The organism is Allobosea sp. GW822-FHT03F07, from assembly GCF_058801345.1.
The window spans coordinates 1-12273 of record NZ_JBXAND010000015.1; the positions used below are offsets into that span (position 1 = coordinate 1).

General features: G+C 66.2%; 12 protein-coding genes. 5 read left to right on the top strand and 7 right to left on the bottom strand.

Annotated features, from left to right (window positions below; translation table 11 throughout):
• A partial coding sequence (locus AC1RMY_RS24585; RefSeq protein WP_492869088.1) for a HAMP domain-containing protein occupies positions 1 to 1383 on the bottom strand: 1383 nt, incomplete at its 3' end.
• A gap of 233 nt (positions 1384 to 1616) precedes the next feature.
• Positions 1617 to 2549: a glutaminase gene (locus tag AC1RMY_RS24590; protein WP_492869090.1), complete on the bottom strand. Its 933-nt coding sequence runs from the start codon at positions 2547 to 2549 to the stop codon at positions 1617 to 1619.
• Between the two features lie 160 nt (positions 2550 to 2709).
• Between AC1RMY_RS24590 and AC1RMY_RS24595 the strand changes: the two genes are divergently transcribed.
• Positions 2710 to 3240, top strand: coding sequence for a hypothetical protein (locus AC1RMY_RS24595; RefSeq protein WP_492869092.1), 531 nt, complete (start codon positions 2710 to 2712; stop codon positions 3238 to 3240).
• Between the two features lie 168 nt (positions 3241 to 3408).
• Here AC1RMY_RS24595 and AC1RMY_RS24600 read toward each other — a convergent pair whose 3' ends face one another.
• Both AC1RMY_RS24600 and AC1RMY_RS24605 read right to left on the bottom strand, forming a co-directional pair.
• The gene (locus tag AC1RMY_RS24600; protein ID WP_492869094.1) at positions 3409 to 4197 is read right to left on the bottom strand and encodes a class I SAM-dependent methyltransferase; all 789 of its coding nucleotides are present in this window, start codon (positions 4195 to 4197) and stop codon (positions 3409 to 3411) included.
• Positions 4198 to 4366: 169 nt separating this feature from the next.
• Positions 4367 to 5122 (bottom strand): Crp/Fnr family transcriptional regulator, encoded by a 756-nt coding sequence (locus tag AC1RMY_RS24605; RefSeq protein WP_492869096.1) that lies wholly within the window; start codon positions 5120 to 5122, stop codon positions 4367 to 4369.
• A 224-nt stretch (positions 5123 to 5346) separates the two neighbouring features.
• Here AC1RMY_RS24605 and AC1RMY_RS24610 point away from each other — a divergent pair, with 224 nt between their 5' ends.
• The 3 genes from AC1RMY_RS24610 (at position 5347) to AC1RMY_RS24620 (ending at position 8612) form a co-directional block, all read left to right on the top strand.
• On the top strand, positions 5347 to 7155 hold the full coding sequence (locus AC1RMY_RS24610; protein WP_492869098.1) for an ABC transporter ATP-binding protein/permease: 1809 nt from the start codon (positions 5347 to 5349) through the stop codon (positions 7153 to 7155).
• On the top strand, positions 7139 to 7567 hold the full coding sequence (locus AC1RMY_RS24615) for a hypothetical protein (RefSeq protein ID WP_492869100.1): 429 nt from the start codon (positions 7139 to 7141) through the stop codon (positions 7565 to 7567). Before AC1RMY_RS24610 ends, AC1RMY_RS24615 begins: the two co-directional genes overlap by 17 nt.
• Positions 7568 to 7733: 166 nt before the next feature.
• Positions 7734 to 8612: a transglutaminase family protein gene (locus AC1RMY_RS24620; protein WP_492869102.1), complete on the top strand. Its 879-nt coding sequence runs from the start codon at positions 7734 to 7736 to the stop codon at positions 8610 to 8612.
• 26 nt (positions 8613 to 8638) lie between these two features.
• Here the strand turns inward: AC1RMY_RS24620 and AC1RMY_RS24625 are convergent, their stop codons facing one another.
• The 3 genes from AC1RMY_RS24625 to AC1RMY_RS24635 are packed head-to-tail and all read right to left on the bottom strand — an operon-like array spanning position 8639 to position 11074.
• A complete protein-coding gene (locus tag AC1RMY_RS24625) occupies positions 8639 to 10303 on the bottom strand; it encodes a histidine kinase dimerization/phosphoacceptor domain -containing protein (protein WP_492869104.1) in 1665 nt (554 codons plus the stop codon).
• Positions 10303 to 10863 carry a sigma-70 family RNA polymerase sigma factor gene (locus AC1RMY_RS24630; protein WP_492869106.1) on the bottom strand — a complete coding sequence of 187 codons (561 nt, stop codon included), beginning with the start codon at positions 10861 to 10863 and terminating at the stop codon, positions 10303 to 10305. Before AC1RMY_RS24630 ends, AC1RMY_RS24625 begins: the two co-directional genes overlap by 1 nt.
• Positions 10850 to 11074 carry a NepR family anti-sigma factor gene (locus tag AC1RMY_RS24635; RefSeq protein WP_492869107.1) on the bottom strand — a complete coding sequence of 75 codons (225 nt, stop codon included), beginning with the start codon at positions 11072 to 11074 and terminating at the stop codon, positions 10850 to 10852. Before AC1RMY_RS24635 ends, AC1RMY_RS24630 begins: the two co-directional genes overlap by 14 nt.
• Before the next feature lie 212 nt (positions 11075 to 11286).
• Between AC1RMY_RS24635 and AC1RMY_RS24640 the strand changes: the two genes are divergently transcribed.
• Positions 11287 to 12087, top strand: coding sequence for a response regulator (locus AC1RMY_RS24640; RefSeq protein WP_492869109.1), 801 nt, complete (start codon positions 11287 to 11289; stop codon positions 12085 to 12087).
• Positions 12088 to 12273: the final 186 nt, after the last annotated feature.

The following is a 12273-nucleotide window of genomic DNA, read 5'->3' on the forward strand; positions in this document are numbered from 1 at the left end:
GGCGACCAGCTTCTGCATCTGCTCGTCGGCCTGCTCGATCTGCAGACGCGCCGAGAAATCACCCGCTGCCGCAGCAGCAACGACCTCGCCGACATCCGTCACGACCAGGGCCATGCTCTCCGCCGCGCGCAGGCGGCGTGCGGACGCTTCGCGCTCCTGCTGCTCAAGGTCGCGCATCTTCACCAGATTGTCGCGGAAGACCGACAAGGCGGAGGCCATCGCGCCGATCTCGTCCTGTCGATCAATGCGCGGTAGCGCTGTGGCGAGATCGCCCTCGGCCAGCCTCGTCATCGACGTGGTCATCTGCGCGAGCGGGGTGGTGACACGCGAACGCACCACGACATAGCCAGCGATGGCTATCAGCAAGCAGGCCAGCAAGGTCGCGGCATATTCGGCAATCGCGACGAAGGCGTCGCGCGCCGCAGCATTGGCCAGGGCGATCGCCTGGTCGAGCGCCGTATTGGCCACGGCCGCGATGCCTTCGAGCGCCGGCACGATCTCGCTGCGCCACTGGTCGACCGAGACGTTGGGCTTGCCCCCCGTGGTCGTCAGCGTGGTCAGCGCATCGCGCATCTCCCTGATCGGGCCAGCGAAATAGGCGGCGTGGCCCTTGGCGATGGCGGCCTTGATCGCCGGGTCGGTCTGCGCGGTGTCGGCCATGTCGCGCAGGGCCTGCCAGCTCGCCAGCGCGCTGGCGTCGTTGTTCAGCAGAATGCGCGCCTCCTTCGCGTCGAAGGGGCGCTGCTGCGCCGTGATCGTGCTGATCATGACGCCCGAGGTGCCCGCATAGGTGCGCGTGGCCCAGGCCAGAGCGCGGGCGATCACGAGTTCGGTCAGCGCCGGGTTGAGCGCGCGAATCTCGCTGTCCACGGCCAGAGAGGCCTTGTCGAGACTGCGCAGAAGCTTCTCGCCGACGCCCATGATCCGGTCCGGCATCTGCTTGTCGCGGCTTTCGAGCGGGAGCTTGACCTCCTTCTCGACGGCTTCGCGCAGAGCCCGGTTCTCGTTGTAAATGGCGGTCAAGTCGCCCTGCACGCTCGCCAGCGCCGGCCGGGCCGTCGTCGCGAACGCCTCGTTCGCACGCGCCATCGCCTCATCGACCAGCTTTCGCCTCTGCGTGTAGGTATTGATCGAGGCTTGGTTCTTGTCGCTCGCGACGATAGCTGCACTTTGCATCGAGGCGCGTTCGAGCCGGAAGGCTCCGAGGGCGTCGAACAGATTCTTGTTCAGGCCCGCCAGCCCGACGACCTGTTGGGCGACGGCATAGCGTTTGGTCGCAGACCAGATGCCTTGCAGCGCAAGGCCGCCGCTCACCAGCGCCATCGCGCAGATCAGGCCGATCAGGATGTGCCTGATCGATGCCCGCCCAAGAACCATCCGCATGAACGTCGCCCCCGTGACCATTCTCCGCGAGTTATCGCGCAGATTTGACAAAGGTCTCACGAAAGGATTGACGTTGCGTTTACCATTCTGGAGTTGCGTTATGATTCGAACTCTCGCTTTGCGCGATGCGCTGATCGAGCATTCGCGCAACGCATGGCGTCCGAGTCACGCCTTGCAGCCGGTGTCGCCGGCCTTGTTGCCCGGTGTCTCGGACAGGGTCGCATCGGGCCCCGTCAGCCCGCCGCAAAAACCGACCAGCCCGTCGCCTCGGCGACCCGCTCCAGTGCCAGCGTGCCGAGCTTCGAGTTGCCGGACGCGTTGAGACCGGGCGACCAGACCGCGATCGAGGCCTTGCCCGGAGCGATCGCCAGGATGCCGCCACCGACGCCCGATTTGCCGGGCAGCCCGACCCGGAAGGCGAAGTCGCCCGAGGCGTCGTAGTGGCCGCAGGTCAGCATCAGCGCGTTGATCCGGCGCGCCCTGAGCGGGGGAACGACACGCGCGCCACCGGGTGCGTAGAGCCCGCCATGCATCAGGAAGCGCCCGGCCATGGCGAGCTGCCGGCAGCTCATCGCGATGGCGCATTGATGGAAATAGACGCCGAGCGTCAGTTCGGCGGCGTGCTTGATGTTGCCGAACGCCTTCATGTAATTGGCGAGCGCGATGTTGCGGAAGCCCGTCGCCTGTTCGGCGCGCGCGACCGCCTCATCGATCGCGATGCTCTCGTCGTCGGCGAGGTAGCGTACGAAGCGCAGCAATTCGCCGATCGCGACGCGCGGTTCGTGGCCGGCGAGGTTGACGTCGGCGACGACCAGCGCGCCCGCATTGATGAAGGGATTGCGCGGGATGCCCTGCTCGCGCTCGAGCTGGACGATCGAGTTGAAGGCTGTGCCCGAAGGTTCGCGCCCGACGCGGCTCCACAGCGCCTCGCCGACCTTGCCGAGCGCCTGGGTCAGCGCGAAGACCTTGGAGATGCTCTGGATCGAGAAGGGTTCGAGGGCATCGCCCGCCATGTGGACGCTGCCATCCGCCAGCGCGATGCAGACGCCGAACCGCCGCGGATCGATCGCCGCCAGCGGTGGAATGTAGGTCGCGACATCGCCGCGCTCGGACTGGGCGGCCATCTCGTCTGAGATGTCGCGGACGAGCCGCCCGATCTCCGTCACGCTTCCCAGTCTCCGACCGCCCAGGGCAGAACCAAGCCCGAGCGTCCGGTGCAGGTCAAGCGCACTGGCTGAGGCCAGGCCCGCCGAAAGCGAAAGACATTGCAGCGCGGCGGCGATTGCGATGATCTCAGATATTGCCGGCAGGAGATAGGAGGACGTGATGCGCGCAGCCCCGATCGCCGCCATTGGCCTGGCCATTTCGATATGGCCGGCCGGCCCGGCCGATGCGCGGCCACTCGAAAGCGAACTGCCGCCGAAGCGCGCGGCCTGCTGGGAGCGCAGCTATGACGCGGCCCATCTGGCCGCCCATCCGCACCAGAAGGTCAGCCGCATCCGCCTCGTGCATCTCCCGGACGATTGGAAGGCCGAGCCGTCGCGCGGTTTCTATGTCGTGCTCTACCTCAACCTGGGCAAGCGGGTGAAAGCCGTCTCGGATTACGACTACCAGATCAGCGGCTTCTGCAAGCCGCGTGGCCAGGGCGTGCGATGTGTGCCGGAATGGGAGGCAGGGAGCTGGCTGATCGAGCGTGGGCCGGGTGGCACGCTCGACATCCGCAATGGCGGGATCATCGCTAATCCGAACCCCTATGACGCCGAGGAGATCGCCGACGATGCGGTCAAAATCCCGGCCAAGCCCGATGACGGCCTCTGGCGGCTTTCGCCAGCCGCCGGCGCCTGCCGGATCGAATAGACCGCAGGATCAGTGTAGCTGCGCCGCTGCCGGCGGCTGGCCCGACACGACGGCCGGACCCACGACGCCACGAGGCGCAATGCTTATCGCAGAAGGGTTACCATCCAGTTGGCTCTCGGCTGGGGATTGCCGGCTCGCCGGAGCGAGGGGCTGCTCGCTTACGCCTGCTCAACGCGGTTGGCGATAAACCCAGACGCGGGCCGGGGGGATGTTTCTGAGGACCCAGTCCGAGACGAAGCTCTTCAGGCCGGAACCCTTCCGCGGAACCGGCGAAACCACCGAATAGGTGAACTGGATGAACGGCGCGCCCTCGACCAGCAGGGTGAAGGCGTCCTTAGCCAGGGCGCTGCGCATCACTGGGGGCTGGTTGAACAGCGGCAGGCTCGAGACGACAGCGATCGCCTTGCCTTCGAGATGCCCGGCGAGCGTCGTCGACAAAGCGTATGCGTCGCCCTCGACGACGGTGGCGCGCGGAAAGCGCACGCGCAGCAGCTTGCAGAATTCGGGGCTGTACTCGACCAGGATCAGCCTGTCCTCGCTGATGCCGCGCTCGATCAGGGCCTCGGTGACGGGGCCGGTGCCGGGGCCGATCTCGATCACCGGGCCGGGCAAGGCGGGATCGACGAAGGACGCCATGCGCCGGGCCAGCGCCGGGCTCGACGGCGTGACCGAGCCCGTTCGCATCGGGTCGTCGATCCAGGATTTGATGAAGCGCGCCTCGTCGCCGAGCTTGGTGCGGGCTTCGCTGATGCTCGTGCGCAGCTTCTCGGTCTTGCTGCGGACCTCGTCCTGCACCTTGTAGCGCACCGTCGCGACCTTCAGCCGGGCCTCGGCGACGCTGTCGACAAGGTCGGCGGCAGTGACGCGCACCTCGTCCTCGATACGCGAGGCGACGCGCGACTGCCCGAGGCGCGTTGCCAGCGATTGCGAAGGCCGACGATGGGAGGTGAGTGACATGATGCCCCTGACGTCGTTGCCGAAAGGCACGACCCTGACGTTCCGCGAACGTTACCTGGGCGTCATATGGGGTCAAGAGTGCCCTTGAGCCAAGTCCTTATGCGGCGAACCTGTCGATATCGACGATGCCTCGCCTGCAGATCACCATGCACCCGAGACGAGTGTGGTTTCAGATCAGCGGCCTTGGGGCCGTTTCGCGCTCATAGAGCAGGGCCATCCGCGAGGTCAGGCGCGGGTTGAGGAGGGTCAGCCGCCCCTCCGTCATGGCGAAGAGACCGGCCTTGCGCAGCCGCGACCAGGTCTTGCTGGTGTGGACCAGCGAGAGGCCGAGCGCATCCGCGAGCTGCTGCTGGGACAGGGGGAAGCGGAAGCCGCCGTCGCTGACTAGGCCGAGCGCCTGGGCGCGCCGGTAGAGCGAGATCACCAGCGCGGCGATGCGTTCGCTCGCGCTGCGCTGCCCGACCGAGGTCAGGTTCTGGTCGATCAGGCTCTCCTCGCGCGAGCCGAGCCAGGCGACCTCGTAGGCCAGCGCGGGCATATGGACGAAAAGGTCCCAGACGCGCTTGCGCGGGAAGACGCAGAGCTCGACATCGGTGAGTGCCTCAATGCCGTGCTGGGCGGCGCTGAGCAGCGAAGCCTGCAATCCGACGAGATCGCCCGGCAGCAGGAAGTTCAGGATCTGGCGGCGACCATCGGGCAGCAGCTGGTATCGGAAGGCCCAGCCGGAGAACAGCGTGTAGAGTTCGGCATCCTCCTGGCCGGGGTGGATGATATCGGCCCCGGCCGCCAGCGAGCGATGTTCCGTCTTGATCGACTGGATGAAGCGCACCTCTTCGTCCGTCTTGTCCTTGAAGGCGGGCTTAAGCCGCAGCGGACATGCCAGGCAGGGTACGCCGTTGCGGCCGTTAGGGGCGATATCCGTCATCGTCTCCAGATCCCCCGGCGAAGCCGGAGCGGGGTCGCGCTTGCTCGGCTATCGGCGGCACGCCGCCGATAGCCGATAACTCAATATCAGTTCGCTCCGTTTGACCATTGTGCAAGGCAATATTCCGACGGATTTCCGGGAACTGTCGCAGCGGCGAAACGTTCTGCGAATGCCGCTTCCACAGGCAGCGGCATCAGGCGCGCCGCCCCGGAGATACGAGCCACATGACCGAGAAGTCGCGCGTCGGCAGGCGCTCGCGCATGCGCCGGTTCTTTGCCGCGGCCCTGCCGTTCTGGAGCGGCGCGACGAAGCTGCGTGCCTGGGGCCTGACGATCACCGTTCTTGCCTTGGTCGCGGCACAGATCGCCACCGCCGTTGGCGTGAATGCATGGAACCGGCTCTTCTTCGACGCCCTCGAAAAGCGCGACGCCGCAGCCGCATGGAGCGCCGCCGGCTGGCTGCCGCTCCTGATCGCGGCCTCGGCGCTCAGCCTGTCGGCCCTGGTGATCAGCCGGATGCTGCTGCAGATGCGTTGGCGCGAATATCTGACGCGCCGTCTGGCCGGCTGGTGGATCGCCGACCAGCGCTATTATCGCCTGCAGTTCGTCGCCCAGGAGCAGGCGGCGCCGGAATATCGCATCGCGGAAGATGTCCGGCTGGCGATCGAGCCTCTGGTTGAGTTCGCGATCGGCCTGATCAGCGCGGCCGTCACGGCCGCGACCTTCGCCGCGATCCTCTGGCATGTCGCGGGATCCGCCCGCTTCATGCTGGGTGGCGTCGAGGTGGTGATACCCAGCTACATGGCGATCGCCGCAATCGGCTACGCGGTCATCGCCTCGCTTGCGGCCTATCTGACAGGGCGGCCTCTGGTCGCGCGGATCGCTGCCAAGAACGAGGCGGAGGCGCAGTTCAGAGCCGAGATGACGCGGCTGCGCGAGAATGCCGAAAGCATCGCGCTGATCCGCGGCGATGCCGACGAGCGGGGCTCGGTCGGCGAGAACTATGGTCGGGTCGTCGCGGCCTGGCTGCGCGTCATCCGCCAGCAGGGCGTCATCGCCCTCGTGCTGAACACCAATGGCGCGCTGTTCCCGATCGTGCCGCTGTTGCTGATCGCCCCGAAATATCTCGCTGGCGACGTAACGCTCGGCGCGGTGATGCAGGTGGTCGCGGCCTTCAGTGCGGTGCAGGCGGCTCTGATCTGGTTCGTCGACAATTTTGTCCGTCTGGCCGAGTGGTTCGCTTCGGTCACCCGCGTCGACGAATTGCAGGAGGCGCTGGAGGGGCTCGATGTCGGCACGATCATGGAGGGCGAGACCCAGATCGAGATGACGGAAAGCGACGATGGTGCGATCCATCTCGAAGGCCTCTCGATCGCCCACAGCAATGGCCGCGTCGTGATCGCGGATGCAACGGTGGTGATCGGGCTCGGCGAGAAGGTACTGATCGTCGGCGAGAGCGGCACCGGCAAGAGCACGCTGATCCGCGCGCTCGCCGGGCTCTGGCCCTGGGGCTCCGGCTCGATCGCGCTGCCGCGCGGCAAGTCGCTCGCCTTCGTGCCGCAGAAGCCCTATCTGCCGATCGGCGACCTGCGCACCGTCCTGCTCTATCCGGAGGCCGACAACCCGGTTCCCGACGAGGTCATCGTCGCGGCCATGAAGCGCTGCGGACTGGCCTATCTCGCCAAGCGCCTCGACGACGAGGACAAATGGGACCGCATCCTGTCCGGCGGCGAGCGCCAGCGCATCGCGTTCGCGCGGCTCCTGATCCGGCGGCCCGACATCATCATCATGGACGAGGCGACCTCGGCGCTGGACGAGGACAGCCAGCACTCGCTGCTCGGCCTGTTCGAGGCCGAGCTCTCGGCGTCGACGGTGATCAGCGTCGGGCACCGGCCCGGGCTCGACGACTATCACGACCGCAAGATCACGCTGGAGAAACGCCTCGCCGGTGCGCAAATGACCTCACGGCGCCTCGGGAAGTCCCTTTGGCGCCTGTTCAGGTCGCGCTCGGCCGCCAATGACGAGGCCGCCTGAGCGGGCTGCCTCGCGCCGACGCGATGCACGCGGCCCATCGATCGATCTGACGCAATGGAACCCGCCCGACATTCTTGCGTTCATTTCTCGGAAGCCGGTCGCTCTTGCCCGGCCAAGGCGACGGGAGAGACAGATGTTGAATAACAGCCTTGCCCCCATCAAGCGCGCCGGCCTTTTCTTCGGTTTCATGGGGGCGGCCGTCGTTGCGCTGACCCTGGGCTCCAATCTACAGCAAACGAATGCCGCCAGTTCGGAAGCCGTCGCGCAGGCGAAGATCGAACGTCATGCGCCGACCGACATACGGCTCGCCGCGGTCGATCCGGCGCAGCGCTCTGTCGGCGTCACAAAGCGCGCTATCGGCGGCTCGCAGCAGGCGATGCTGCCCCGTGGGGACAACGCGGTCTTGCGCTGAAAATTTCGGCGGCATGGCGGTGGGCGCGGAACATTCCGGCCTTTCCCGTGTTGCATGAGTGGTGCAACCCCTCGCACCGCACTCCAGAGCCGCCTTCGGGCGGCTTGTTTTTTTGTCGCGCGGGGGTGCTATCGAAGCCGGCAGTGGATTGCTTCAGGAAGAACCCATGTATCTGCGCATTCGGCATTCCACGACCTATCGCTACGCTGGTCCCGTGGAATTTGGTCCCCATCGGCTGATGCTGCGTCCGCGCGACAGCTTCGATCTGCGTGTCGTCGATACCGCGCTCTCGATCTCGCCGCAGGCGCGGCTGCGCTGGATGCACGACGCCTATGGTAACTCCGTCGCCATCGCGAATTTCGACGTGCCGGCCGATACGCTCGACATCGTCAGCGAGCTCGTCGTGCAGCGCTTCGGTTCAGCCCTGCCCCGCACCGAGATCGAGACGGCCGCGGCGGTGACGGGGGTCGTCTATACCGAGAGCGAGCGCGCAGTGCTGCAGCCCTATCTCGACCTCGCCGCCGCCGATCCGGACGGAGTTCTCGACCGATGGCTCGCCGATTTCCGCGCCCGCATCGGGCAGGGCAGCGGCCATCTCCTGCGCGATCTCGCCCATGCCATCTACTCCGCGCTGAGCTACGCGGTTCGCTATGACGAAGGCACGCAGCACCCCGCCGACACGCTGCGCCAGCAGGCAGGTTCATGTCGCGACTACGCCTGGCTGTTCATCGAACTCGCCCGGAGGATGGGCTTCGCGGCCCGTTTCGTGACGGGCTATATCCATGACCGGACCCCGGACGCATCCGGGCTGGTCTCGACCGTCGGGCTGACCCATGCCTGGGCCGACGTCTTCATCCCCGGCGATGGCTGGGTCGAGTTCGATCCGACCAATGATCTCGTTGCCGACCGGCAACTCCTGCGGGTGGCCGTCGCGCGCGTACCGGAAGACGCTTCGCCCGTGGCGGGCAGCTTTACCGGACTTACGGGCTCGTTCCTGGGGCTCGGCGTCGGCGTCACCATCGAGACGATCGACGGGCCGGCCTGACCGAGCCGCCGTCTCGGCTCAGCCCGTCAGGCGCCGTGCGTGATGCGCCAGCTTCCGAGCCTGCGGCCTTCGGCATGCTCGACCTGCACGGCCTCGATTTGCGCCACCAGCCCGGCGAAGAGCTTGTGGGGCTGGCTCGGCGGAATCTCCCGATCGGCCTCCAGCGCGACCTCGAGCGTGGTCTCGTCGACATCGCTGACGATGATCGTGACGTTGACGCCGGGCGTGCTTCGCAACACCCGCGAAGCGACATCCACGACCAGAAAGCCGAGCGGGATGATCCGATCGACCGAGAGCGTGGCTGCCGTCTCGAGGCGGCTCGATACGAACTGATCGCGCTGGCGGATCAGATTGGTGATCATCGACACCACGTCCTCGATGAAAAGGTCGACGCGCACCGGCTGCATCTCGCCATCGGCCAGCGTGAAGCGATAGGCCGCCGACAGGACATGGACGCGGCATTCGGCGTCGGCCAAAGCGAGTCTGGCTTCGTCGCGATAGTCCCGCTTGGTCAGGCCGATATAGCTCTGCACCACCTGGAGACTGTTCTTCACCCGGTGATGCAGCTCGCGAACCAGGAAGCGGTTGTCGTCGAGCGCGGTCTGCAGCCGGCGCTGGCGCACCTCCTGTTCGTCGACCATGGTGTTGAAAGCCTCCGCCACGCTGCGAATATCCGTCGGCATGTCCTCGGCGATCTGCGCGCGCACATTGGGCTGGGTCAGGCGCGCCCTGGCTGCCGTCTCGATGCCGCGCAACCAATGGATGCAATGCCGGTCGATCGCCCGCAAATAGACGATGCAGAGCAGGGCGAGGGTCAGGATCGGCGCGATCAGCAAGGCGAGGAACTGCATGCGGGCCGCGCGCTGCGGAGCATCGCTGAAGCTCGCGATGACATAGAGGTCGGGCGCCGTGACCAGCCGCGCCGCATAGGCGCGATGCTCGCCGGCCCGGCTGCGGGCCTCCCAGCGCCGCGCGTCTTCGGGGACGATCTCCTGTTCAGGCAGCCAGGATATCGCGCCGCTCGCGGCGTTGGGCCCCGAAACGCCGCGAAGGGCCGCGACGGTGTCGCCGCGCGAGATCAGCGCCACGTTCATGCCTTCGCTGTGGTCCCCGAGTTCGAACACCTGGTCGAGCAGATCGGGGTCCACGAGAAGCAGCCCGTCCTGCAGCGTGCCGTCCTGCGTCGCAGCGACATGCACGGCGAGATGGTCGCGGTTACCGACCTTCACGTAGTCATAGCGCGCCGGCGGAAGCACGGAGGTGGACCGGGCGACCGAACGCGGCAAGCCTCGCATTCGCGCCGCGACATCGGCCATATCGGCGTCGCTCACGCCCGGGTCGAGCGAGGCCGAACAGACCTGGCCATCGGCCAGGACGATGCGGAACGCCCGGTAGCCCGGGATTCGCGCCAGCATGTCCCGCGCCGGACCCACGCAGTCCGGCCCGCTCAGGCCGGAACTCGCGAGCAGGGATCCCGATGCGAGCAATGTCCTGAGGGCGCCCCGGTTCCAGACGCGCGTGCGTACAGCGAAGGCGTCCGCCGTCCGCGCCTGCGACAGCTCGATCGCTGCAATGACCGTGCGATAGGTCGTGAACGCCGCCAGCGCCGTAAGGCAGGCGATCGGCAGCGCGATCGCCACAAGCAGTGCGAGCAGGCGGCCCCGAACCGTCCGAAAGCGCGCGAGCTTCATCAGGAGCCGACGATTTCGGAACCGACCCTTTGCATCGCGGCCGCACTCCGGCGGTCCGGCCCAAGATCGTCGAGGCTGCCGATCGACAGCAGTTCGGCCAGCTTCGTGCGTGCCCGGTTGACCCGGCTCTTGATCGTGCCGATCGCGACGCCGCAGATTTCCGCCGTCTCCTCATAGGACAGGCCGGTGGCGCCGACCATGATCAGCACTTCGCGCTGCTCCTCGGGGAGTTTCGCGAGGGCCTTGCGGAAATCCGCCAGGTCGAGATGGCTCTCCTGATTGCCATGCGTCGCCATGCGCTCGGCATAGGTGCCTTCGCTGTCCTGTACCTCGCGCCCGCGTTTGCGATACAGCGAGTAATAGGTGTTGCGCAGGATGGTGAAGAGCCAGGCGCGCAGGCTCGTGCCCGGCTCGAACTTGTCCGAGTTGCCCCAAGCCTTCAGCAGGGTGTCCTGAACCAGGTCGTCGGCCAATTGCATGGAGCCCGACAGCGAGGCCGCGAAGGCTCGCAGATTGGGAATCTCCTTGATCAGGCCGTCCTTGAAATCAGTTGAACTCATCGGACGGTGCTCCGGCAGCGCGATTTTCGGTTGCCTCGAGCTGGGCGAGCAGCACCAGAAACTTGTCTGGCACCGGCGCATTGACGATGTCGTCGTAATGCGCCTTCAGCGACCGGCCGATCGATTCCTGGACTCGCGGGTCCAGCGTCAACTCGCTGTCCTGGTCCCCGTCTCCATCGGGAGCGGCCATCGCTGAATCCACATCGCTCATGTCAGCCCTCGCGCCAAAACCAGGCCTGCTTTTCCACCAGGTCCCGGCAACTTCGATCTCTGGCCAGCATGCCTTCGACGGGCGATACCGACACTCGTACTCCCGTTTAACAGGCTGTTCGGCAAAAGGTTCCGAACGGAATGAAAAATAAATCGCTTGTCAGCGGGCGGTGCCCGGTGCTCATTTTCGGCACGTTTCAAGAGGACATATCCATGTCGATTGCCAAGGAAATCGCGCCGCATTTGCCGTATCTGCGCCGATTCGCACGCGCACTGACAGGCACGCAGAATAGTGGCGATGCTTACGTCGTCGCCATGCTCGAAGCGCTGGTTCTCGACCCCGCCTCATTTCCGCGAGAGCTCAATCCGCGCATCGGGCTCTACCGGACCTTTCTCAAGCTCTGGTCCTCGGTCAGCCTCAACGCCGTCGACCCCGGCGCGCCCGTTACGCTGAACACCTCCTCCGTGGAGCGCAATCTCGAAGCGCTGACACCGCGCCCTCGGCAGGCCTTCCTGCTTCGCACGGTCGAGGGATTCTCGATCGATGAGGTCGCCGCGATCATGGATGTGTCCGCGGCGGAGGCTGCCAACCTCGTCCAGACCGCGGGGCAGGAAATCGCAGAGCAGGTCGCGACGGATGTGCTCATCATCGAGGATGAGCCGATCATCGCTCTCGACATCGAGACGATGGTCGAGGAACTCGGCCATACCGTGACTGGGGTGGCCCGGACCCAGCGAGAGGCGATCGCGCTCGTCGCCAAGAAGCGCCCCGGCCTGGTGCTCGCCGATATCCAGCTCGCGGATGGCAGCTCGGGCCTCGATGCGGTCAACGAGATCCTCTCTACGATCGATGTGCCGGTGATCTTCATCACCGCCTATCCGGAGCGCCTTCTCACCGGCGACCGGCCGGAGCCCGCCTTCCTGATCACCAAGCCGTTCCAGCCGGAGGCCGTGAAGGCCGCGATCAGTCAGGCCCTGTTCTTCGACCGGCGGGCGGGCCGCAAGGCCGCCTGAAATACCGAAATCATTCATCATTTTCGAGCCCGCGGCGCCCCGCGCCGCGGGCTTTCCCGTGCGCGGCTTAGATGATTCCGATTTGTTCACGGGAGGAGTGGAACAAGCCGCCGGCACCGACGTTTCATGCGCTGTTTCTCAGCACATAGCTTCGTAGCTTCGGTTCGTCATCTGGGGAGGTGTGAG